Origin of the sequence: Micromonospora sp. LHW51205 (genome assembly GCF_003315815.1) — a bacterium.
Classification (GTDB): domain Bacteria; phylum Actinomycetota; class Actinomycetes; order Mycobacteriales; family Micromonosporaceae; genus Micromonospora; species Micromonospora chalcea.
Genome location: NZ_QMEZ01000005.1, coordinates 60,834 through 82,377, shown reverse-complemented (window position 1 = coordinate 82,377; position 21,544 = coordinate 60,834). Strand labels below are relative to the sequence as shown.

Genomic DNA, 21,544 nt, shown 5'->3' with positions numbered 1-21,544 from the left:
CCGGGTGGTGGTCGCGCGCGCCCGGGTCACAGGGCAGGATGGGCGGCATGAGCGAGCACGGTGGAGTGCCCGGCGGCGGTCTGGTGAAGGGCCTGGCGGTCACGTTGAAGACGATGACCCGCCGCTCGACCACCCAGCAGTACCCGGATGTGGCGCCCGAGCTGCCGCCGCGCTCCCGTGGCGTGATCGCGCTGCTGGAGGAGAACTGCACGGTCTGCATGCTCTGCGCGCGCGAGTGCCCGGACTGGTGCATCTACATCGACTCGCACAAGGAGGAGGTGGCGGTGCCCGGCGCCGCCCGCCCCCGCCAGCGCAACGTGCTCGACAAGTTCGACATCGACTTCTCGCTCTGCATGTACTGCGGCATCTGCGTCGAGGTCTGCCCGTTCGACGCGCTCTACTGGTCGCCCGAGTTCGAGTACGCCGAGTACGACATCAAGGACCTGCTGCACGACAAGGACCACCTGGGCGAGTGGATGGCCACCGTCCCGCCGCCGCCGGCGCACGACCCGCTCGGCGACCCCTCCAAGGAGGAGACCACCGCCGCCCGGAAGGCGGCGGGTCCGTCGGCCCGTCCGGCTCCTTCCCGGGTACGCCCCGACGCCGCCACCGATCCGGGCGGAGGCACTGCCTCATGACCGGTGCGGACGTGCTGCTGCTCGCGCTGGGCGCGGTGGCGGTGGGCGCGGGCGCGCTGGTGGTCGCGACCCGCCACCTGGTCCGGGCCGGGTTGTGGCTGGTGGTGTGCCTGGGCGCGCTCGCGGGTGACTACCTGGTGCTGACCGCTGAGCTGGTGGCCTGGGTGCAGGTGCTCATCTACGTGGGCGCGGTCGTGGTGCTGCTGTTGTTCGCGGTGATGCTGACCCGCGCGCCGATCGGCCCGTCGGACGACCTGGACCGGCCGGGCTGGGCCGCCGCGCTCGTCGGCGGCGGCAGCGGCCTCGGCCTGGCCGTGCTGCTGATCGACGCCTTCCGCTGGTCCCGGGTGGACCTGCCCGCCGCCGGCACCGCCGAGCGCCTCGGCGAGCAGGTGTTCCGCTCCTGGGTGCTGCCGTTCGAGGTGCTGTCGGTGCTGCTGCTGGCCGCGCTGGTCGGCGCGATCGTGCTCTCCCGCCCCGACATCGGCCGCCGGCCCGCCGACGAGGGCGGGCGCCCGTGAGGCCGGTCATCCCGTACGTCACCGCCGCGCTGCTGTTCGGCCTCGGCGTGTACGGCGTGCTGCGCCGCCGCAACGCCGTCCTGGTGCTGATGGCGGTGGAGCTGATGCTCAACGCGGTGAACCTGGTGCTGGTCACCGCCGACACCACTGTGAAGGCCGCGCTGCCGCACTCGGGGCAGGTGTTCGCGCTGTTCGTGATCGTGCTCGCCGCCGCCGAGATCGGTGTCGGGCTGGCCATCGTGCTCCAGCTCTACCGGCTGCGCGCCAGCGTCACGGTCGACGACGTCCCGCTGGCCGAGCCGGCGCCCGCGGTGACCCCGGCCGAGCGCCCGGAAGGAGCGGTCCGGTGAGCACGCCGACGCTGTGGCTCGCGGCGGTGCTGCCGGGCGCCCCGCTGGTCGCCGGGCTGCTCGGCCTGCTGCTGCCGCCCGCCCCGAGCCACGACCGCGCGTCGGCCCGGCGGCTGGCGGTCGCGCTGGGCGTGACGGGTGCGGCGGTGTCGCTGCTGGCCGCGCTGGCGCTGCTGGTCCGCGTGGACGCGCCGGTCGAGGCGTCCACCACCTGGGTCGACCTGGGCGGACTGCGGGTCACGCTCGGCCTGCGGCTGGACGGCGTGGCAGTGCTCGTCGCCACCGCCGTCGCCGCTGTCGCGCTGGCCGTGCAGGTCTACTCGATCGGCTACCTGCGCCGGGGCCCGCACGACGACGTGGACGTCGACCACCGCTACCCGCCGTACGCGGCGCAGTTGAGCCTCTTCACCGCCGCCATGCTCACGGTGGTGGTGTCCGGCGACCTGATCATGCTGCTGGTCGGCTGGGAGGTGATGGGCGTCTGCTCGTACCTGCTCATCGCCCACGACCGGCGGCTACCCGAAGCGCCCGGCGCGGCGGTGAAGGCGTTCCTTGTCACCCGCGTGGGTGACGTCGGCTTCCTGCTCGGCATCGCGCTGCTCGGCGTGGGCGCGGGCAGCTTCCGGATCGCCGACGTGCTGGCCCACGACTACGGCACCGGTACGCTCACCGCCGCCTGCCTGCTGCTGCTCGCCGGGGTGGCGGGCAAGAGCGCCCAGTTCCCGCTGCACACCTGGCTGCCCGACGCGATGGCCGGTCCCACGCCGGTGTCCGCGCTGATCCACGCCGCGACGATGGTCGCCGCCGGCGTGTACGCGGTGGCCCGCCTGTTCCCGCTGTTCGAGCGCGCACCGGCCGCACTCGCCGTGCTGGGCGTGATGGCCGCGATCACGATGCTGCTCGGCGCGTTCGCCGCCACCGCGCAGGACGACATCAAGCGCGTGCTCGCCTGGTCGACCGTGTCGCAGATCGGCTACATGACCGGCGCGCTGGCGGTCGGCGCACCGGCTGCCGCGCTGTTCCACCTGCTCACCCACGCCGCGTTCAAGGCGCTGCTGTTCCTCGCCGCCGGTGCGGTGATCCACGCCGTCGGCACCACGCTGATGTCCCGGATGGGCGGCCTGCGTACCGCCATGCCGGTGACGTTCTGGTGCACTGTGGTCGGCCTGGGCGCGCTGGCCGGCGTACCCCCGCTCTCGGGTTTCTGGAGCAAGGACGGCGTGCTCGCCGCCGCCGAGGCGGCCGCGCTCGACGGCGCCGGGCCGAGCGCGGCCTGGGTCGGCTGGCTGGTCTGGCTGGCCGGGCTGGTCGGCGTGGCGGTGACCGCCTGGTACGCGACCCGGCTGCTGTTGCGCACGTTCCTCGGCACCACGCGCACGCCGCTGCTGCGCCCGCACGACCCGCCCGCGCTGCTGCGCTGGCCGGTGCTGCTGCTCACGGTCCCGGCCGCGTTGCTCGGCCTGGCCGCGTTCGCGCCGTGGTTCGCCGACCGGCTGCGCGTGCCGGGCGACGACACCGGCGAGGCGGTCGAGCTGGTGCACCTCGCGCCGAACCTGGTCCTGCCGTTCCTGCTGCTGCTCGTCGGCGCGGGCGTCGCCTGGGCGGGCTGGCGCCGCGACCCGGCCGCCGACCCGGCCCGCTTCCTGGGTCCGCTGCGGCCGGTCTTCGCCCGGGCGTTCCGGCTCGACGACGTCCAGCACACAGTCGTCGTACGCCCGGTGGGCGCGCTCGCGCGGGTCGTGCGTACCGGTGACGAACTGGGCGTGGACGGGCTGGTCGAGGGCAGTGGCCGGACGGCGGTCGAGGTGGGCGGTGGCCTGGCCGCGCTGCACCGGGCGGCGCTGCCGCGGGCGGCGGCCGGGGTGCTGGCGGGCGCGCTGCTGATCGGCCTCGCGGTCGCCCTGATCGGAGTCACCTCATGACGTTCGGGCAGGTCCTGCTGGTCGCCGTGGTCGCGGTCCCGGCGCTCGGCGCGCTGGCCACCGCGGTCGTGCCCGGTGACCGGGCCGGCCGGGTGGTCGGCACCGTCGCCGCCGCGTTGACGCTGCTGGCGACGCTGCCGCTGGTCGGCGGTGACCACGGCTGGTTCGGGTACGGGCCGCGCCCGGCGGTGCAGCCCTGGCACCAGGTCGACCTGCCGTGGGTGCCCGGGCTCGACCTGCGCTTCCACCTGGGCGTGGACGGCATCTCCTGGCCGCTGGTGGTGCTGACCGCGCTGCTCACGCTGCTGTGCTGCGCGTACACGCTGTGGCGGGTGCCGTCCGGCGGCGGCAGCGGACGGGCGCTGGTGGCGTTGCTGCTGGTGGTCGAGGTCGGCATCCTCGGCACGTTCCTCGCGCTCGACCTGGTGCTGTTCTTCCTGTTCTTCGAGGTCGTCCTGCTGCCGATGTACGCGGTGATCGCCGGCTGGGGCGGCGCGGACCGTCGTCGCGCGGCCCGCAAGTTCGCGCTCTACACGCTGTTCGGCTCGGTGCTGCTGCTGGTCGGCGTCTACGTGGTGGTGGCCGCCGCGGGCACCGCCGACCTGGTCGCGCTCACCGGCGGCGCCGGGCTGTCCCGGGGCACCCAGCTCGCCGCGTTCACGCTGCTGGCGCTCGCGTTCGCGGTGAAGAGCCCGCTCTGGCCGCTGCACTCGTGGCTGCCCGACGCGCACACCCAGGCGCCGACGGTCGGCAGCGTGATCCTCGCCGGGGTGCTGCTCAAGATGGGCACGTACGGCATGATCCGGGTCGCCGTGGGGGTGGCCCCGGAGGGCGCCCGCTGGGCCGCGCCGGTGCTCGGCGTGCTCGCCGTCGCCGCCATTCTGATCGGTGGCCTGGTCTGCCTGGCCCAGGACGACCTGAAGCGGCTCATCGCGTACTCCAGCGTCGGCCACATGGGCTTCGTGCTGCTCGGGATCGCCACGCTCACCGCCACCGGGCTCCAGGCCGCGCTGATCGGCAACATCGCCCACGGCGTCATCACCGCCCTGCTGTTCTTCCTGGCCGGCGCGGTCAAGGACCGCGCGCACACCGGCTCGCTGGCCGACCTGTCCGGGCTGCGGGAGACCGCGCCCCGGCTGGCCGGGCTGCTCGGCTTCGCGGCTGTCGCCTCGCTGGGGCTGCCCGGCCTGGCCGGGTTCTGGGGCGAGGCGTTCGCCGTGGTCGCCGCCGTGCAGCGGGGCGGCCCGCTCTGGCTGACCCTCGCCGTGCTGGCCGCCCTGGGCGGGGCGCTCACCGCCGCGTACTTCCTGCGGCTGCTGCGCCGGGTTTCGCACGGGCGGCCCAGCCCGGCGGTGGCGGGGCTCGCACCCGGGCTGGCCGGTGCGGAACTGACCGCCTGGGCGCCGCTGGTGCTGCTCGCGCTCGCGGTCGGCCTGGCCCCGGCGCTGGTCCTGTCCTACGCCTCCGGTCCGGTGGAGGCGCTGCTGGGGGTCGTCCCATGAGCCTGGTGCAGAGCGTCGACAACGTGGCGATGCTGCCCGCGTACCTGGCCGCCGGCACCGCAGTGCTGGTGCTGCTGGTCGACCTGCTGGTGGCGCGGCCCGCCGTCACGGTCGCGGTGGCGGCGCTCGGCGCGGCCGGTACGGCTGCCGGCGCGGCGCTCGTCGGCACGGCCGGGACCCGGCGCACGTTCTGCGTCGGCGACGACTGCTCCTGGGTGTGGGGCGGGCGAGCGGCGCTGGTCGGGGCCGTGATCGCCCTGCTCACGCTCGGCGTGCTGGCGCTGTCCGGCCCGCTGCTGCGCGCCGGGCGTACCCCGGTCGGCGAGTACTGCTTCCTGCTCGCCTGCGCGATGACCGGCGGCGTGGTGCTCGGCGCCGCCGGTGACCTGATCACGCTGATCGTGGCGCTGGAGACGCTGACGCTCCCGCTGTACGTGCTGGTCGGCCTGCGCCGGGGCAGCCTCGCCGGCGCCGAGGCGGCGGTGACGTTCTTCGTGGTCAGCGTGGTCGCCACCACTGTGACGCTGCTCGGCGCGGCGCTGCTCTACGCGGTCGCCGGCACGCTGCACCTGGACCGGCTCGGCGCCACGCTGGCCGACCGCGCCGACCTGACCGATCTGCCGCTGACCGGCGTCGCGGCGGCGCTCGTGGTGGCCGGGCTGGCGTTCAAGGTCGCCGCCGTGCCGTTCCACGCCTGGGCCCCCGCCACGTACGACGGCGCGCCGCTGCCGGTGGCCGCGTACCTGTCGACCGCCTCCAAGCTCGGTGGCGTGGTGGCGCTGCTGGCGGTGGTGCAGCGCGCGCTGCCCGGTGACCAGACCGGCCCGGTGCTGGCGGCGCTGGCGGTGCTGACCATGACCGTCGGCAACCTGGTGGCGCTGCGTCAGCGGCGTACCGTGCGGTTGCTCGCCTGGTCGTCGGTGGCCCAGGCGGGGTACATCCTCGCCCCGCTGGGCGCGCTGGCGCTGGCCGCGGGCCGCACCGGCGACGCGCGCACGGCCGCGTACGCGGCAGCCGTCGCGTACGCGATCTTCTTCGTGCTGCTGGAGCTTGCCGCGTTCGCGGCGGTGGTGGCGTTGCGCCCGGCGGACGGCGACGGCGGCACGCTGGCCGACCTGCGCGGCGCGGCGCGGCGGCACCCGTGGGTGGGCGGCGCGTTCGCGCTGGCGCTGATCGGGCTGGCCGGCCTGCCGCCGGGCCTGGCCGGGCTGTTCGCCAAGGTGACAGTGGTACGCGCGCTGCTGGCCGGGCACGCGGGCTGGCTGGCGCTGGTGGTGGCGTTGAACGCGGTGATCGGCCTGGCCTACTACCTGCGGGTCACCGCCTCGCTTTACGCGGCGCCCACGGGCGCGGCGGCGGTCCGGCCGGCGCGGACCGTGGCGCTGGCGCTCGGCGTGGCCACCGTGGCGGCGGTGGTGATCGGTTTCGCACCGCAGCTGGTGCTGGACGTGGCGGCGCGCTGACCGGTTCGTGCCCTGGTGGGCGACCGCTTCAGCGTGTGCACAGCAACATCCAGCCAACTTTCAGCCATGAGCCGGATGGTTGACGGGTACCGGTGTGTTGAACCGGTCAGCGGGCCTCCCGCAAGGGCCCGCGCACCGAAGGAGAGATCGTGCATCACAACCGTCTCAAGACCGCAGCGCTGCTCGGCCTGTTGACCTCGCTGATCCTCGCGATCGGCTACTGGTTCGGCGGTAGCGGCGGTCTCGTCATCGCCGTCGTCGTCTCGTTGCTGATGAACGGCGTCACCTACTTCTTCTCCGACAAGCTCGCACTGCGCTCGATGAAGGCGCAACCGGTCAGCGAGGCACAGTTCCCCGAGCTGTACCAGATGGTGCGGGAGCTGTCGACGCTCGCCGGCAAGCCGATGCCCCGGCTGTACGTGAGCCCGACCTCGCAGCCCAACGCGTTCGCCACCGGCCGTAACCCGGAGAACGCGGCGGTCTGCGTGACCCAGGGGATCGTGGAGATCCTGGACTACCGGGAGCTGCGTGGCGTGATCGGCCACGAGCTGTCGCACGTCTACAACCGGGACATCCTGATCTCCAGCGTGGCGGCCGGCCTGGCCGGCATCATCACCATGCTGGCGAACCTCGCCTGGTTCATCCCGCTGGGCTCGTCCGACGACGAGGACGGCCCGAACCCGGCCGTGCTGCTGCTCACGCTGATCCTCGGCCCGATCGCCGCCACGGTGATCCAGCTCGCGATCAGCCGGAGCCGGGAGTTCCAGGCCGACCAGTCCGGCGCTGAGCTGAGCCGCGACCCGCTGGCCCTGGCCAGCGCCCTCCGCAAGATCCACATGGGTACGCAGGCGCGCCCGCTCGCGCCGCAGGGCCAGCTCGCCAGCACCGCGCACCTGATGATCGACAACCCGTTCAAGCGGGGCGGCGGCATCGCCGCGATGTTCGCCACCCACCCGCCGATGGAGCAGCGGGTGGCCCGCCTGGAGCAGATGGCCCGCAACTCCGGGCCGGTGCAGTTCCAGCGCTGACCCGCCGTACGCCCGCACCGCGCCCGCGTCCCCAGGACGCGGGCGCGGTGGTGTGTCCGGGCACAATGCGTTTCCCCCGATCAGGCCGCGCCGTTAGGGTCGAAACGTCTCCCACCCATTACTCCCTCGGAGGTCGACCGTGGCCGCACTGCGCCAGTACCAGGGCGTCTGGCGGATCCCCGGCGCGCCGATGCTGCTGATCCTCGGCATCATCGGGCGGCTCGGGATCGGCATGACCCCGCTGGCGCTGCTGCTCGTCGTCGAGCAGGTCACCGGCCGCTACTCCCTGGCCGCCGTCGCCGGCGGCATCTACGCGCTCTCCGGCGCCGCGCTCAGCCCGGTCGCCGGACGCATCGCCGACCGGGTCGGCCCCACCCCCGTCCTGGTGGCCACCGCGCTGGCCCACCCGCTCGCCCTGATCGGGCTGCTCGTCGCCACCCGCTCCGGCACCGGCAACCTCCCGCTGATCTACCTGGCGGCGGGCCTGGCCGGCGCCACGTACCCGCCGCTCACCGCAGCGATCCGGGGCGCCTGGAACGACCTCACCGCCCCCGCTACCGGCCGGGCGCACCTGCGCAACACCGCGCTCGCCGCCGAGACCACCCTCTTCGAGGTCGTCTTCGTGATCGGCCCGCTGCTGGTGGCCGGGTTCGTGCTGTTCGCCGACGCCTCCGCCGCGCTCGTCGGCGCCGCCGTGGTCACCCTGGTCGGCACCGGCGCCGTCGCGTTCGGCCGGGTCATGCGCGGCTGGCGCCCGCACCCGCGCGAGCACCACGCCCGGGGCCTCGGCCCGCTGCGGATCGGCGGCTTCCCCGCGCTGCTGCTCTGCGTGGCCAGCCTCGGCATCGCCTTCGGCGCCTCCGGCGTCATCGTCCCGGCCTTCGCCGGGAACTCCGGCGCCGACGACCCGGAAAGCCTGGCCGGCGTGCTGCTCGCGGTCTGGGGCATCGGCAGCGCCATCGGTGGTTTCTGGTTCGGCGTACGCAAGCCCGCCGCCAACATGACCCGCCAGTTCGCCTGGCTGCTCGGCACCGTCGCGGCCAGCTTCGCCGTCTTCGCGGTGATGCCCGGCCCGGCCGCGCTCGGCGTCGCGCTGGTGCTCGGCGGCGCGGCCATCGCCCCCGCGCTCACTCTGGAGAACACACTGGTCGGGCGGATCGCCCCGGCCGGCATGCTGAACGAGGCGTACACCTGGGTGGTGACCATGTCGGTCGCGGCGAGCGCCGCCGGCGGCTCGATCGCCGGCCTGATCATCGACCACGCCGGCGGCGTGTCCTGGGCGTTCGTCTTCGCCGGGGTGGCGGTCGCCGTCGGGGCCGCGGTCGCCGCGCTGCCCGCCGGGCCGATCGCCCGGGCCGAGGCCACAGCGGTACGCGCCGAGCAGTCACTGGCCGCCTGACCGGTGGCGTCCGGGTGCGCCGGCCGGCGGCCCGGTCCCCTCCCGGCGCCTCCCCACCCGGGGCGCCCGGCCACGAGCAGGCCCAGGACGAGGATCGCCACCGCGCACGTCAGCAGGGTGGGCCGCGCCCCGAGCAACGCGGTCGCCGGACCGCCGAGCATGGTGCCCAGCGGCACCGACAGCACCAGGAGAGCCCCGTTCGCCGCCAGTACGCGAGGCAGGTCGGCGGCCCCGGCCCGGCGCTGGAACAACACCGTCACGGTCGGCTGGTAGGGGGCCCAGACCAGCCCGGCGAGCGCGAACGCGGACAGTGACAGCACCACCGGTGCGCCCAGGCCGAGCGGCAGCAGCGCGGTGCCGAACAACGCCACGATGCCGGCGAGCGTGGTCCGCGGCGGCCAGCCGCGCAGGTGCCCGGTGAGCAGCCCGCCGAGCAGCGAGCCGACGCCGAACGCGGTGTAGTAGGCCGCGAGCGTTCCGGCGGAGGCGTGCAGGTCGTCGGTGACGTGCACCGGCATGGCCACGTAGAACGGGCCGAAGAGGAAGAAGAACGCGAAGGACAGCGACAGCAGACCGAGCAGCGACCGGTCCCGCGCGATGATCCGGAATCCGGAGGCCGGCCGTTCTGCGCGGTTGCCCGTGCCCGCGTTGCTCGCGTGGCGGTCTGTGCCGGCGTTGCTTGCATGGTTGCCTGTGCTCGCGTTGCTTGCGTGGCGGTCTGTGCCGGCGGTGCGTTCGTGGCGGTCTGTGCCCACGTGGCGGGTGGTCGGGATGACGAGGCGGTAGCTGACGGCCAGCACGGCGAAGCTGACCGCGTCGATCGCGATCACCCACACCGGGCCCACCCCGGCGATGAGCAGACCGGCCAGCGGCGGCCCCACGATCGTCGCCGCCTGGCCGAGGGTCCCGAGCAGCGCGTTCGCGGCCAGGTGGTGCCGCTGCGGCAGCAGCTCGGCCACGAGCGTGAACCGACCGGCCGACCCCCACGGGTGCAACAGCGAGGACACCGCCAGCAGGACGACGTAGAGACCGGCGTCCAGCACCCCGACGAGGTGTGCGGCCGGGATCGCGCCCAGCGCGGCCGCCCGTACCGTGGCGTCCCAGCCCGCGAGCTGAGCCCCGCTCCGCCCACCCAGCCAGCGACCGAGCAGCACCGCACCGGCCGCCCCCGGCAGCGTGTACGCCGCCACCGCCAACGCGGTCCAGGTGCCGCGCTGCCCCTCCGGGGCGAGTTGCAGCGCCAGCCACGTCACCGCGACCAGGGCCAGCCCGTCACCGAGCGCGGACGTGGCGAGGCCCGGCAGCAGCCGGCGCAGCACGGGATGGCCGAGCACCGGACGGTAGGGGAGGAGCAGCGCGGAGGTCATGGCTACCACCCGACCCCACGCCCGCCCTCCGGAACAACGAAGTTGCCTGTGGGCAGAAGCCGGCCGGAAACGACGGAACCTTTCCGCCCCGCCGTGAGTGGAACAAGCTGAGCAGGGAGGTGAGGGTGTCCGACGACGACGTGATCGCGGATGTCTATGCCGGGTGTTTCCGGCGGCTGGTCGTTCAGCTCTACGCGGTGACCGGTGACCTGAGCGAGGCGCAGGAGGCGGTACAGGAGGCGTTCACCCGGGCGCTCGCCGCGCCCCGCCGGTTCGCCGGCCTCGACAACCCGGAGGCGTGGCTGCGCCGGGTGGCGGTCAATGTCGCCCGCAGCCGGCATCGGCGTCGGCGGGTGCTCGACGGGCTGCTGCGACGGACGTGGTCGCCGCCGGTGGTCGCCGACAGCGCGCCGGAGCATCTGGCGCTGCTGGCCGCGCTGCGGCGCCTGCCGGACGGGCAGAGGCACGCGCTGGCCCTGCACTACCTCGTGGACCTGCCGGTCGAGGAGGTGGCGCGAACCCTGGGCGTCTCCGTCGGCACAGTCAAGTCCCGGCTGTCCCGGGGGCGTCAGGCGCTCGCCCTGCTGCTCTCCCCAGCCGACACCGTCGATGCCGTAGCCAGTCGTAGGAGGGCCGATGTCCGATCGTGAGTTCAGCGGGTTCGACGTGGACACCATCACCGACGCCGTCCATCAGCCACCGCTCGACGATCTCCGGGCCGCCGTCGACTCGCGTCGTCGGCACCGCAGAAGCGGGATGGCGTTGGCCGCTGTGGCGGTCCTCGTGGTGGCCATCGGGGCCACCGCGCTCGTCCGCGCACCCCGCCAAACCGACCCGGTGCCACCGGCTGGGCCGTCGCCCACCCCGACCGTGACCACCGCCGCCGGCACACCCGAGGACTGGGCCCGGATCGACGCGGCCGTCATCCCGGCGCTGCTTCGACAGGCGCCCGAGCTGAGCGGCCCGGCCCCGCACGACCTGCTCAGCAACTGGAACAAGCAAGGCGGGACGGAGGGAGAGACGACTCTCACCGGCTACTGGGGTCAGGGCACCCTCGGCGCCGGGAACGGCAACGCTCACCTGTCGGTCCAGCTCACGCGAAACGCCGGTACCTCCCTCGCGTCGATGATCACCACTGCCTGCCCCTCCCGCACGGCGAGCGGCACCTGTGTGCAGCAGTTGGGCCCCGCGGGCGAGAAGATCAAAGTACGAACCTCGCTCCGGGAGCACCGGCTTCCGGCGGAGCGCGGCGCCGGGGTCGTGCGGTACGAGACGCTCAGCGTGGACCTGCTCCGGCCCGACGGGTCCGCAGCGTCCCTCCGCCTCACCGCGAGGAACGGATCTCTGCCACTGACACCGGACCAGGCAATCGGCGTGGTGCTCGATCCGCACCTGGTCCTCGGCCCCGCGACGTCCGCCACGCCTGCTGTCGAGGCGACGGACTAGGAGATATCCCTTCGCGGGTGCGACCGGCCGGCCGGTCGCACCCGCCTTCGGCATGACGGAGGCCCGCCGACGGCTCACGGTCCATGGTGGTTGCGGTAGGCCGCCGTGGGTGTTCGAGGAGTCTGCAACACGTTCCGATCATGCGTCCGGCCGAAGGGGTCGTGTCCCATCAGCGGTCCTTGCCCGCGAGGGGTCGGAGCGCGCGCCGGGTCGAGGAGAGGCCGACCGACATCCGCGCGGATGGCAAGGCCAGGCCGGCCCGATGACCAGGCCGGCCAGAGTCCCCCTTACCGGTAGTTGGTGAACTGAAGAGCCAGACCGAAGTCCTCGCCCTTGAGCAGCGTGATGACGGCCTGGAGGTCGTCCTTCTTCTTGCCGGTGACGCGGAGCTGGTCGCCCTGGATCTGCGCCTGCACGCCCTTCGGGCCCTCGTCGCGGATCTTCTTGCTGATCGCCTTGGCCTTGTCCGAGTCGATGCCCTGCACCACCTTGGCATCGATCTTGAAGATCTTGCCCGACTGCTTGGGCTCGCCGGCATCGAGTGACTTCAGCGAGATGTTCCGCTTGATCAGCTTCTCCTTGAAGACCTCCAGCGCGGCCCGTACGCGCTCCTCGGTCTCCGCCTGGATGCTGATCGCCTCCTCGCCCGACCAGGAGATCTCGGCACCCGTGCCCCGGAAGTCGAACCGCGTCGAGAGCTCCTTCTCCGACTGGCGGAGAGCGTTGTCGACCTCCTGCCGGTCGACCTTGCTCACGATGTCGAACGAGGGGTTCGCTGCCATGCTCATGCTCCTGCTGTCCGGCGGTCTGTCCTGGTCCGTCCCGCGCTGACCAGCGTGGGACCTCCTGACGGTACCCGGTTGCGGCGGTACCGGGGGCAACCGCTATCCTTGCTTCCGCTGCCGCGTTGCGACGCGGTGGTGTGCCCTGGCGGGTTGCCCGAGCGGCCAATGGGAGCGGACTGTAAATCCGTCGCGAAAGCTACAGAGGTTCGAATCCTCTACCCGCCACCAGGTGCAGATACGGCCCCTGACCAGCAGAGATGCTGATCGGGGGCCGTTCTCGTTCGTCTGGCCGAGTCCGGCTGAGTCCAGCCGTCTACGACTGGTTGTGGGCAGATGGTGGGCAGGTCGATCTTGCCCGCTGAGGGCTCTTCTGGGGCTGCGAACGCTGGGGTTGGTGGCCTGGGTCCGGTCCGGCGGAGTCCGCGCGTGTAGCGATCGGCTGAGGGGTCCGCGGTGAGGTGTCGCCGGCTGCGGGAGATGGGCCGGGGGCAAGCCAGTCCCGGGGTTGGACTGGCGCGGCAGTCGGAAGCCCTGACCGCCGACGAGGCCGACTGGTTCGGCTTCCGTACCGCCTGGCCGTGATCGTTTCGCCGGCCGGATCAGCAGACTCGGGGCGGCGGTCCGGCGGCAGTCGGTGGCTTTCCGCCCCGGCGCCGAAGGCAGCCGGGGCGGCTTGCCGCCGGCCGGGTTACCGCCCCGCGACGCGCGGAGCGCGGCGCCTTGATCAGAAACAGCGAAATTCGGCAGTACGTACGCCAGCGCCGCCTCTGCGGGTCAGTGCCCGCCGTTGGCAGTCACATGAACTCGTCATATTCTCTCGTCGCGCCATGCGCCGTGGCTGCCCCCTCAACTCGCTGATTAGGGACAGGCTGCCCATAAACGAATGAGCCAGTCACGGGATCAAGTTCAGCCTCTACCGACCTGGCTGGCAGCCAGTCGGTGTTCGCATCAACCCATTGCCTATAACTGGTGTAGATCGAAGTGTACAGTGGCGCCATCGTAAACGAGAGCGGGCTAATCGCTCCAACGAGCATAAAAGGATACTGCTTGTTTGAATCGCTTGGTTGAGTGAAGCTTCTATACAAAGAGATCGACTCCGGCCGGTCTACCTGAGCCCGCACCAGCTCAAGGTCAGCTCCAGTAAGACCATAACCAAGGGCGCGGAACCCGCTTTTCAGTTGATCCCAGACATCAGGGTGGAGTGTATGCGGCGACTGCAGCACATACATCCAGCCCACCCCGTACTTGCGAGTCTCGCGGGCGTAGCCAGCCAATTGGTCAGCTAGCGACTTGATCTCAGGATCAGCCGCTGCTCGTGGCGCGTAGCGCCACGCTTCGTCGAACACTACGAGGGTATTGAGAAGTTTTGCGCCTTTCTGGTAATCATCAGCCGCAATGCGCTCCAGGTGGTCGAAAACAGTTCGCAGAACCCGGGCCTTAGTTCCTTCGCTGTTCAGCTTCTTAATTGCTTCTATCATGTCCTGGTCAGCATCGGCCGGCATGGAGAATGCCATGTTAAGGATCACGACACGGCGCGGGCGTCCTGGTTCGCGCTCAAATGCTTGATGAAGAAGCGCCAGCACGTTTGCTCGGTTCTCGCCACTCGGACCTGTAGGTGAAAACAGCGATGCAGTAGGCCTGAAGTAGCGCATGAGGCGGTCACGCCGTGGGCCTCCGTTGAGCGCCTCGTCAATGTACTCCTGAAGCTTGTACGCCTTGCCCTCTGGCTTTAGCTGGTTACTGCTGTCGAGTTTAGCGTCCTTGTATATGTCGCCTGATATAGTCGCATTCCTAATGCCTTGGAGGATAATGTCGAGGACCTCGTCCAAAGTTCGGTTGGCCCAACTCGTAGCTCTTTCGAGCGCTTCTTCAGCGGCAGCGAGCGCGCCCTCCAGGGCTGGCTGGTACCTGAGCACCAACCCCTGCCTGAAGAATGGAGTCTTGGCCAAGAGTTCACAGAAAAGCGCCTTATCCTGCGGGAGCCTGATCTCCGTCGCTAAGTCTTTCTTGATGACCTGCCGCCCTTGCAACTTGGCAAGGGATTGAAGAGAGAACGTAAAGCCCCGCTCTTTAGTAAACTGACTCTGCGGATCGATAATCAGAACTCCCAAATCACGATGCCGCAGCTGGCCCGCGATGTAGTAGCTCGCGAATACCGACTTACCGCTGCCCGACGGGCCGAATACCCCCGCGTGGAATGCGCCCCTCCCGCCCGAGAAATCCCCAGGATTGAGCGGAAGCCGCACGCCTGGCATTCGATAGATATCGCCCATGAAGAAAAGGTTCTCGTCTGCCTTTACCGTCAATTCTTGAAGGATGGTATCGGTGACACGAAGAACGCTGCCGCCAGTGGTAGGCGACATCGAAAGAGTAGAGCCGCTCGGTCGATAACCAGTGCCCGTGTCGGCATAGACTGCCTGGATGTTTACTTCGGCGCCCTTAACGTCAGCGCGTCCGGATAATGCAAGGAGTCGGCCATGCAGCGCCACGACTCCTCGCATGCTTGTGTTTTCGTGCCACTGATTACGGGTGGTGATTTCCGTGACCGTTCCTAGCGCACATTCGGTCTGGCCATCCATCTCTTGCTGCAGAAGAACCATACTGCCAACCAGTGGCCGACGCACTGCATCGCCGACGACGTCCAGCGTTACCTGGCTCGTAGTAGAAGGGCTCCCCACCACGCCAACTTCTTCGGCACTTTCGAACGCCAACTGAATCATCCTCCAATCGTGCGGTAGGAACGTAGGACATATTCAAGAAATTCGGGGGCACCATTCTCGGCCAAGTCGAGCCGCATTCCTTGAAGTTGAGCTTGGACACCAATCCCGATCGACTTTGCCCACTGATCCGCTAGATGCTGTGCGAAGGGTTCCTGCAGATGGGGAGCGGGAGTTTCTGCGCCAATCATGGCGCAGACTTCTTTCCGCCAATCAGCACCCCGGTGCTCCTTAAACTCAATCTTCACAGCAGTGCTGCAGCCTGCAGGCTTCGCATATGTGATACGAATAGTCCGATCTCGCAACGGTTGAATACATTGGTCGAGCTGGCTCGCAATATTTACGACCGGATCGCCTGGATCGCTCCGCAACTCCCGCCGCGTTTCGATGTGAAGCCCTTCCCAAGCCTTGGGCACTCGGAACGCTTGGAACATTTCGCCCGGCTCAAGGACGAGCGATGCTAGTACTTTGTCGGTTCCAGGAAGATCGAATGTTTTATGACCTGATAGTCGGTCAGTTAGCAGCCCAATGAGGTCTCTGGATGAATCGGACTTGGGACACGCGACTATCTTGCCGCCTCGTTCCGGGCTGCAGAGATCCCGTAACGCCGAAACCGCATTGTTTTCTTCGAGAACTTCTAAAGCCGCTTGACGAACTTCTTTGCTCTGCGAAGAAAGTGCTGAGTTGATGACGATGACAGGTGTTTGATGAGAACCATCGAGAATGCACATGTTATGCGGCAGCCCTTGGAGCAGCTTCAACTCTTGGGCAACCATCGCGACCTTGCCGAGGCGATCGTTGTCGCCGTCGTGGTTTGTGAATCGCTGCCAGGTGCTATGGACGGTGGCCTCCCCCAGTCGGCCAGCGGGTGTTAAGCCCTCCGCCGCCACAGCGACAGCGACGACCAAATCGCCCGCGTAGAGGGTTTCTTGGATCTGCGCTCCATCGACAGCAGCAACCGACCCTACAGGTATAGACGCATCGATTTTTTCGATCCATTTTCTCTGTAAGAGTAGTTTGCGTAACTCGTCACGCTGTTCGACCATGGGCGACAAGATCTGCCGCGCGTCCTTGCTTAGTTCCTTGATCCCTCTGAGCATCGTCGCGATGACTTCGGCTGGTAGTTGCGGGGTGCCGTCGAGGGGATGGGTCAAGACCATCCACTGAGGTTAGAGCATCCTTGCGACAGATCAACTACTTGGTGTACATCCGCCACTGCTCGGGACGGAACTCCCTCCATGTGCTTGTTCGTGCGGCTCGCGGCACCGCCCAGCGGTCGAGCCAGTAGTCAGCCAGGGATGCGGCGTCGGCCGTGAGCCACTCCGGATCCGCATGGCCGGCCAGGAAGTCACGAGCGTTGGCCATCAGGGGAGCCAGATAGACCTGCCGCCGTACCCCATGCACTCGAAGCCTCCGACTGTCGAGCCCTAGCGTTGTCAAGGCTCGCTGGATGACCTCACGACGGTTGCGAGGGCCAGAACCCTTCCAGCGGGCGTGTGCGTGACTCCTACCGTCTTCGGTTACAGACGCCGCAAGTTCGGCGAGTTCGTCGTAAATTGCACCCGATAGATGAAAATCGCCGGTGCCCTCGGTGTATCCAACCGGGATAAACGCTCGCTCTCCATTCAATCCTGTCAGGCGGTTGTAGATGGAGGACCTGCCAAGCGCTGACGATGTTGTGATCAGGGCAAGCTGGGCATTCGGATCACGCTGCGTGATTAGCGTACGCCTATGGCCGTATCTTTCCTGAAACGCATGCCGGACTTCACTGCTTATTGCGAGTAGCGCGACAAGTTTTCCTGCGATCAATGAGTTATACGGCGGAACAGCGCCAAGAACAAAGGCGTCCATTACGTTCGTCAAGCGTTCGCGCCTGACTTCAGGGCTCCATCCCAGCCAGCTATCGCGAGCCCCTAACGCAAAGACCGGATCCGCTAGACCGATCAAGCCCATGACCTTTCCGCCATTCCCTCGGTCCACTACAAGGAATCGCAGGCGGCGGCCATAGCCTGCCGATACGGGGACTGACCAGTGCAGTGAGCACCAACGCCAAAGCATGGCATCAAAAGATCTTCGATCAATGATGGGAACGAGCGCGGGCTTGATCTTATTGACGATTAGGCTATCGCCTTCAGCGAGCTTTCGAACAAACAAGTCTTCGTGTGAGCGCAGGGTGCCAGCAGCTTTCGCCCTTTGTACCGCGACGGCCTCCGAATGCAGGACCCGGAGACGCTCCTTGTCGTCGATTACCGGAGAAATGACGCGGCCGTTCGCCACGGCAAATCCCATGCTCTCCAGATGTTGCAAGACCTTATTGCGAAGCTGCTCAGTGTCGGATAACTCTGCTGCTGGAGCCGCGCCGTCAATGTACTGGGCGGCACGCTCTGGCATAGTGATGCTCCTCGTAACGAGCGACAACAGTAGGGCGGGGCCGCGTCTGCTTCCACGGCCTAGACGTTGGCTTGCGACAGAGAGTATCGGGTCTGCGATGCACGAAGGCGGACGCCGGCAGCGAGCTGGAAGGTAGCTGTTCACACCCTGCCTAGTTTCACCAGGCCTCGCCTTCCGAGATCAGCTGATAGGTCCTGGTAACACTCTTCGGTCTGTCTTGTGATGATTTTACCGTTTCGCACTCGACTAGCGGGGTGCCGACTTCGACCCCGAGCAGGCCAGCAAGGCGAGCATCGGCGGGTACTCGGCGCCGTGTCGTCCCTTGATGGTCGGACCCAGTCCGGGAAGACCCAATGACGTAGGTCCCTCGGCCATGCTCAGTAGCGACCACGCCTTCTTCTCGAAGCAACGCAATCGCATGCCGGACCGTGCCGCGACTTACACGGAACTCCGCAGTCAGCGTGCTCTCGGGCGGGAGAAGCGAGCCGGCAGCCATCAGGCCGCTGGCGATTCGCTCTCTCAGCTCACTCGCGATTGCGCGATAGCGGGGCTGTCCGTAGTGCGGGGTGGGCACCTGCTCACCGTACCTGGCACTTGTCTTACCAAGTGCCAATCAAGTGACCCGTTTCGACGTATGGACAACACGTCCACTTGTAGGTACGTTTCCCGGTGTGCGGCCAGGGTGACGGCTCGTATCAGGGGTGGTGCCGCGTCGGCCCTGGTCGCACCTGATGCGCGGCGTCCTGTCGGACCGGTTGCGGTAGCCGCGCGTACAAGTTGGCTCGGCGATACCCGACCCGTCTGTGTCGGACGGTGCGCCGTGCCTTCATCCGGGCCGGTGGCCGGCTGCATTCCCCCGTAGCTGGCCACCGGTCCCCGCCTACCTGTGGAGGTGCGATGTCCGGCTCTCATCGTCGGCGCGGTTGGTTCTCGTCCTGGTTGTGCTGGAGGCGTCCGCCGGCTGTGGCCACCGACAGCAACGTCTCGCCGATGCGGCCCACGCCGACCAATGCCGTGCCGACGTACTGGTGGGGTGTGGGACCGACTCGGGAGTTGCCTACGCTGCGGTACGCGCCATTGATGACGCTGGCGCAGTCCTACCGGGGCAATGGTGGGCGGTGGCCGCGATGAGGCGGACGAACAAGCCGACCGAGACTACGGGTCACCCGGGCTGGTGCGCGCCGGATCGCTGCGGCCATTTGGTGCCTCCGTTGATGGCGCACATGGCCCGGCGCCACCGAGGACCGATGTTCCGGATCGGTGACGTCCGGTCGAGCGGAGCCGTCGTCACCTACCTCATCGGTGCTGACGCCCTGGCGCCGTTGGTCGCTGTGCACTCGTGGTGCCGGACGGGGAACGGCTGGGCGGAGTTGTCGCTGCCCCAGGTGGCCGAACTGGTCGAGCATCTGCGCGGCCTGTTGGGGCAGGCAGGCGGCGACCGGGGAGTATGCGATGAGTGAGGGCCAGCCCACGACCGAGAGCACCCCGCCGTCGGTCACGCCGGCCGCATGCCCGGGATGGTGCCGGGGCTGCGGGCCGAACGACCCGATGCACCGCGGCCTCATCGCCACCATCGGCCGGGAGCGAACCGGTTGGGTCAGCCTTCAGCTACTCATCGACCGCTTCGCGCGCCGGGACCTGGCTGTCAAGCTCGACGCAACCCGCTACGGCGCGACGCAAACCGTGCTCCTCTCGGCGGCGCAGCTCGACCGGCTGATTGACGAGCTGGCGCGCGCCCGTGAGGAGATGCGGGCACCGGTCAGTCAGGGCCATCGGTCGGGGGAGGGGCAATGAACTCCGGCAGCCGTCGGAGCGTCGCCGTTCCTCGTACTCCTGGTCCTCGTCGTGGGCAGCCGCCGCGAGCAGCGGTGACGGTCCCTCCGGTTCCCGAGCGGCCCGTTGGCGGGACCACCTGGCAGACGTTGGAACGTCTAGGGGGTACGGTGACCGGTGTGCATGGCCGGGACTGGCGCCCACGCTACCTGCAACTCGCGGAGGAGTTGCGGGTAAAGATCATGGCCGGAGAGATGGCCCCGGGCACCCTCATGCCCAGCGAGACCGAGCTGGCCGAGTCCTCCGGCCTCTCCCGCACCAGCGTCCGCAACGCCATCCGCCAGCTCCGGGAATGGGGCCTGGTCCGGGCCGAGCAGGGGCGCGGGACCTACGTCCGGGCGCCTCGGCAGCGGGTACGCCGTCGCAACAGCGAGCGGTACCAGTGGGAGAAGGACCGGGTCCTGCTCGACGAGGCCGAGCGGTCGAAGACCGGCGCCACCGAGCACGACACCGGCCTGACCGTCGACGACCTGAAGTTCCACGCCGAGTACTCCCGGGTGGCGGCGGATGCGGAGATGGCGGCGGCCTTGCAGGTCGAGCCGGGTACGCCGCTGCTGCGCCGGGTCTACTGGACCTCCTCCCGCCACGAGAGCGCACCGCTGACCGTGTCGTACTCCTACCTGCCGTACGAACTGGTTGCCGCGAACCCGGACCTGCTCGACGAGAGCAAGGAACCGTGGCCCGGCGGCACGCAGCACCAGCTCTACACGCTCGGCATCGAGCTGGACCGGATCGACGACGAGATCCGGGCGCGTCCGCCGTCCCCGGATGAGGCCGAACTTCTGGATATCGACCCGGGTGTCTCTGTCCTAACCGTTAGGAAGACCTCGGTCGACACCACTGGCCGGGTCGTCGAGGTTGCCGATGTCGTGATGCCGGGTGATCGCACTGAGCTTGTCTACTCCCACAAACTCCAGCGGTGGAAAACTTGACGCAGCTCGTCTCGGTCATCACCCCGGTCCACGCGCCCAGCATCGAGCACCTTGCTGGCGCCTACGAGTCGTTGGCCAAGCAGGAAATGCCCACCGGGTGGGACTGGCAATGGCTCGTCCAGGAGGACGGGCAGACCGGCGCCCTGGTCGACGCTCTGCCCGACGATCCCCGGATCAGTCTCGGCACTGGCCGTCCCGGCGGGCCTGGTGTCGCCCGTACCCTCGCCCTTTCCCGGGTCTCCGGTGACCTCATCAAGGTCCTGGACGCTGACGACCAGCTGACCCCCGGCGCGCTCGCCCGAGACATCGCCGCGTTCGACGCGCACCCGCACATCGGCTGGACCACCTCGCGGGTACTCGACCTGCTGCCCGACGGATCGACCGCCGGATGGGACAAGGACCCAGATGGCGGAGTCGTCGACCGCGGTGAGGTCCTGTTGTTCTGGCAAGCCAACGACTACCGCGCATCAGTGCACCCGGCGACTCTGTGCCTACGGCGGGATCTCGTCTTCGCCCTGGGCGGCTGGATGGCGCTCCCCGCCTCCGAGGACACGGGCCTGCTGCTCGCTGCCAGCGCCGTCAGCGCCGGGTACTTCACCCGGGAGTACGGCCTGCTCTACCGCAAATGGCCCGGTCAGGTGACCAGCCAGGCCGCGCATCGCGAACCGGCCGAGTATCAGGCTCGAATGAGGATCATCGAGGCCAGAGCCAACGCCCTGGCCTCGATGCTGCCGAACGGTCTCCCGCTCACTCCTCTGGCGTAGCCTCGTGCCCCGGCATGCCGTGGGTGCGCCGCCGCTCCTTCATCTCCGCCTCGTAGATGTGCCGCCGGCCGCCGGCTAGCGTTTCCCGGGCATCCCGCTCGATCTCCTGGAACGCCGCGTAGTAGCCGTCGTCGAACTCCTCCACGATCTGGAACGTCCACCGGCCAGGTAGCAGGTTGCGGCCTAACAGCTCGTGCTCGACCCGGTTGGCCATCTCGTCGTGCCCCGCCTCGCGGAGTAGCTTCACCACCCGGTCGAGAGTGAGATCGGCCCCGCCGACGAGCTGGTGTGCGGAATACAGGTGCCCTCGGACCCGATGGATGGTCTCAAGTGCCTTGCTCAGCTCGCCCAACGCTTCAACGGTCTTGTCATCGAGGGCAGCGGTCCTTGAATGGTTCTGGTCAACGGCGTCACTTCGCTGTTCATGTGCCATGTAGGCCGGTTGCCCGCGAAGTGGGTACCTTATTCGCCGAGGCTTCGGCCCGA

The 21,544-nt window shown here is 69.1% G+C and carries 20 protein-coding genes, 1 tRNA gene and 1 pseudogene; 15 read left to right on the top strand and 7 right to left on the bottom strand.

Going from position 1 to position 21,544, the window contains the following annotated elements; translation table 11 throughout:
* The first annotated feature begins 47 nt into the window (after nt 1–47).
* From DQE82_RS19825 to DQE82_RS19790, 8 genes are all read left to right on the top strand, one after another.
* A complete protein-coding gene (locus tag DQE82_RS19825; protein WP_051611348.1) occupies nt 48–638 on the top strand; it encodes an NADH-quinone oxidoreductase subunit I in 591 nt (196 codons plus the stop codon).
* A complete protein-coding gene (locus DQE82_RS19820) occupies nt 635–1,159 on the top strand; it encodes an NADH-quinone oxidoreductase subunit J (protein ID WP_069088036.1) in 525 nt (174 codons plus the stop codon). The genes DQE82_RS19825 and DQE82_RS19820 overlap by 4 nt, the downstream gene beginning before the upstream one ends.
* Nucleotides 1,156–1,509 carry an NADH-quinone oxidoreductase subunit NuoK gene (gene nuoK / locus DQE82_RS19815; protein ID WP_069088037.1) on the top strand — a complete coding sequence of 118 codons (354 nt, stop codon included), beginning with the start codon at nt 1,156–1,158 and terminating at the stop codon, nt 1,507–1,509. Before DQE82_RS19820 ends, nuoK begins: the two co-directional genes overlap by 4 nt.
* Nucleotides 1,506–3,431: an NADH-quinone oxidoreductase subunit L gene (locus tag DQE82_RS19810; protein ID WP_113973464.1), complete on the top strand. Its 1,926-nt coding sequence runs from the start codon at nt 1,506–1,508 to the stop codon at nt 3,429–3,431. Before nuoK ends, DQE82_RS19810 begins: the two co-directional genes overlap by 4 nt.
* On the top strand, nt 3,428–4,933 hold the full coding sequence (locus DQE82_RS19805) for a NuoM family protein (RefSeq protein ID WP_043328215.1): 1,506 nt from the start codon (nt 3,428–3,430) through the stop codon (nt 4,931–4,933). Before DQE82_RS19810 ends, DQE82_RS19805 begins: the two co-directional genes overlap by 4 nt.
* Complete coding sequence (locus DQE82_RS19800) at nt 4,930–6,396, top strand: NADH-quinone oxidoreductase subunit N (protein ID WP_113973463.1); 1,467 nt, start codon at nt 4,930–4,932, stop codon at nt 6,394–6,396. Before DQE82_RS19805 ends, DQE82_RS19800 begins: the two co-directional genes overlap by 4 nt.
* Nucleotides 6,397–6,545: 149 nt before the next feature.
* A complete protein-coding gene (gene htpX, locus DQE82_RS19795) occupies nt 6,546–7,424 on the top strand; it encodes a zinc metalloprotease HtpX (RefSeq protein WP_064446626.1) in 879 nt (292 codons plus the stop codon).
* Nucleotides 7,425–7,563: 139 nt separating this feature from the next.
* Entirely contained in the window at nt 7,564–8,823 is a 1,260-nt protein-coding gene (locus tag DQE82_RS19790) for an MFS transporter (RefSeq protein ID WP_113973462.1), read from the top strand.
* A gap of 65 nt (nt 8,824–8,888) precedes the next feature.
* Here the strand turns inward: DQE82_RS19790 and DQE82_RS19785 are convergent.
* Nucleotides 8,889–10,157 (bottom strand): annotated as a pseudogene (locus DQE82_RS19785) (MFS transporter); the annotation flags it as partial.
* 158 nt (nt 10,158–10,315) lie between these two features.
* Between DQE82_RS19785 and DQE82_RS19780 the strand changes: the two are divergent.
* Nucleotides 10,316–10,840, top strand: a complete 525-nt coding sequence (locus tag DQE82_RS19780) for an RNA polymerase sigma factor (protein WP_043328223.1) — start codon at nt 10,316–10,318, stop codon at nt 10,838–10,840.
* On the top strand, nt 10,827–11,636 hold the full coding sequence (locus tag DQE82_RS19775; protein ID WP_113973461.1) for a hypothetical protein: 810 nt from the start codon (nt 10,827–10,829) through the stop codon (nt 11,634–11,636). Before DQE82_RS19780 ends, DQE82_RS19775 begins: the two co-directional genes overlap by 14 nt.
* 287 nt (nt 11,637–11,923) lie before the next feature.
* Here DQE82_RS19775 and DQE82_RS19770 read toward each other — a convergent pair whose 3' ends face one another.
* The gene (locus DQE82_RS19770; RefSeq protein WP_064446624.1) at nt 11,924–12,418 is read right to left on the bottom strand and encodes a YajQ family cyclic di-GMP-binding protein; all 495 of its coding nucleotides are present in this window, start codon (nt 12,416–12,418) and stop codon (nt 11,924–11,926) included.
* Between the two features lie 147 nt (nt 12,419–12,565).
* Between DQE82_RS19770 and DQE82_RS19765 the strand changes: the two genes are divergently transcribed.
* Nucleotides 12,566–12,649: transfer RNA gene (locus DQE82_RS19765), tRNA-Tyr, on the top strand.
* Nucleotides 12,650–13,215: 566 nt separating this feature from the next.
* On the opposite strand, the gene DQE82_RS19760 is transcribed toward DQE82_RS19765, so the two are convergent.
* The 4 genes from DQE82_RS19760 to DQE82_RS19750 all read right to left on the bottom strand — a co-directional run bounded on the left by DQE82_RS19760 (nt 13,216) and on the right by DQE82_RS19750 (nt 18,103).
* Nucleotides 13,216–15,141, bottom strand: a complete 1,926-nt coding sequence (locus DQE82_RS19760) for an ATP-binding protein (protein WP_113973460.1) — start codon at nt 15,139–15,141, stop codon at nt 13,216–13,218.
* Nucleotides 15,138–16,298 carry a hypothetical protein gene (locus tag DQE82_RS30560; protein WP_147265154.1) on the bottom strand — a complete coding sequence of 387 codons (1,161 nt, stop codon included), beginning with the start codon at nt 16,296–16,298 and terminating at the stop codon, nt 15,138–15,140. Before DQE82_RS30560 ends, DQE82_RS19760 begins: the two co-directional genes overlap by 4 nt.
* A gap of 34 nt (nt 16,299–16,332) precedes the next feature.
* Nucleotides 16,333–17,529, bottom strand: a complete 1,197-nt coding sequence (locus DQE82_RS19755; protein WP_113973459.1) for a Druantia anti-phage system protein DruA — start codon at nt 17,527–17,529, stop codon at nt 16,333–16,335.
* A 157-nt stretch (nt 17,530–17,686) separates the two neighbouring features.
* The gene (locus tag DQE82_RS19750; protein ID WP_158559997.1) at nt 17,687–18,103 is read right to left on the bottom strand and encodes a GntR family transcriptional regulator; all 417 of its coding nucleotides are present in this window, start codon (nt 18,101–18,103) and stop codon (nt 17,687–17,689) included.
* 673 nt (nt 18,104–18,776) lie between these two features.
* Between DQE82_RS19750 and DQE82_RS19745 the strand changes: the two genes are divergently transcribed.
* The 4 genes from DQE82_RS19745 (at nt 18,777) to DQE82_RS19730 (ending at nt 21,058) form a co-directional block, all read left to right on the top strand.
* Complete coding sequence (locus DQE82_RS19745; RefSeq protein ID WP_113973457.1) at nt 18,777–18,989, top strand: hypothetical protein; 213 nt, start codon at nt 18,777–18,779, stop codon at nt 18,987–18,989.
* Nucleotides 18,982–19,323 carry a hypothetical protein gene (locus tag DQE82_RS19740; RefSeq protein ID WP_233514725.1) on the top strand — a complete coding sequence of 114 codons (342 nt, stop codon included), beginning with the start codon at nt 18,982–18,984 and terminating at the stop codon, nt 19,321–19,323. The genes DQE82_RS19745 and DQE82_RS19740 overlap by 8 nt, the downstream gene beginning before the upstream one ends.
* A gap of 149 nt (nt 19,324–19,472) precedes the next feature.
* The gene (locus tag DQE82_RS19735; RefSeq protein ID WP_113973455.1) at nt 19,473–20,294 is read left to right on the top strand and encodes a GntR family transcriptional regulator; all 822 of its coding nucleotides are present in this window, start codon (nt 19,473–19,475) and stop codon (nt 20,292–20,294) included.
* Nucleotides 20,282–21,058 carry a glycosyltransferase family 2 protein gene (locus tag DQE82_RS19730; protein ID WP_233514724.1) on the top strand — a complete coding sequence of 259 codons (777 nt, stop codon included), beginning with the start codon at nt 20,282–20,284 and terminating at the stop codon, nt 21,056–21,058. Before DQE82_RS19735 ends, DQE82_RS19730 begins: the two co-directional genes overlap by 13 nt.
* Here the strand turns inward: DQE82_RS19730 and DQE82_RS19725 are convergent.
* Nucleotides 21,042–21,491 carry a hypothetical protein gene (locus DQE82_RS19725; protein ID WP_113973453.1) on the bottom strand — a complete coding sequence of 150 codons (450 nt, stop codon included), beginning with the start codon at nt 21,489–21,491 and terminating at the stop codon, nt 21,042–21,044. The genes DQE82_RS19730 and DQE82_RS19725 overlap by 17 nt on opposite strands.
* Nucleotides 21,492–21,544 lie beyond the last annotated feature (53 nt).

Excerpts from the sequence above, each read along its gene's own strand:
- DQE82_RS19770 (WP_064446624.1), bottom strand. The coding sequence starts at position 12,418 with ATGGCAGCGAACCCCTCGTTCGACATCGTGAGCAAGGTCGACCGGCAG.
- DQE82_RS30560 (WP_147265154.1), bottom strand. The coding sequence starts at position 16,298 with ATGGTCTTGACCCATCCCCTCGACGGCACCCCGCAACTACCAGCCGAA.
- DQE82_RS19800 (WP_113973463.1), top strand. The coding sequence starts at position 4,930 with ATGAGCCTGGTGCAGAGCGTCGACAACGTGGCGATGCTGCCCGCGTAC.
- DQE82_RS19775 (WP_113973461.1), top strand. The coding sequence starts at position 10,827 with ATGTCCGATCGTGAGTTCAGCGGGTTCGACGTGGACACCATCACCGAC.
- DQE82_RS19740 (WP_233514725.1), top strand. The coding sequence starts at position 18,982 with ATGAGTGAGGGCCAGCCCACGACCGAGAGCACCCCGCCGTCGGTCACG.
- DQE82_RS19825 (WP_051611348.1), top strand. The coding sequence starts at position 48 with ATGAGCGAGCACGGTGGAGTGCCCGGCGGCGGTCTGGTGAAGGGCCTG.
- DQE82_RS19725 (WP_113973453.1), bottom strand. The coding sequence starts at position 21,491 with ATGGCACATGAACAGCGAAGTGACGCCGTTGACCAGAACCATTCAAGG.
- DQE82_RS19745 (WP_113973457.1), top strand. The coding sequence starts at position 18,777 with ATGTTCCGGATCGGTGACGTCCGGTCGAGCGGAGCCGTCGTCACCTAC.
- DQE82_RS19755 (WP_113973459.1), bottom strand. The coding sequence starts at position 17,529 with ATGCCAGAGCGTGCCGCCCAGTACATTGACGGCGCGGCTCCAGCAGCA.
- DQE82_RS19820 (WP_069088036.1), top strand. The coding sequence starts at position 635 with ATGACCGGTGCGGACGTGCTGCTGCTCGCGCTGGGCGCGGTGGCGGTG.
- DQE82_RS19805 (WP_043328215.1), top strand. The coding sequence starts at position 3,428 with ATGACGTTCGGGCAGGTCCTGCTGGTCGCCGTGGTCGCGGTCCCGGCG.
- DQE82_RS19760 (WP_113973460.1), bottom strand. The coding sequence starts at position 15,141 with ATGATTCAGTTGGCGTTCGAAAGTGCCGAAGAAGTTGGCGTGGTGGGG.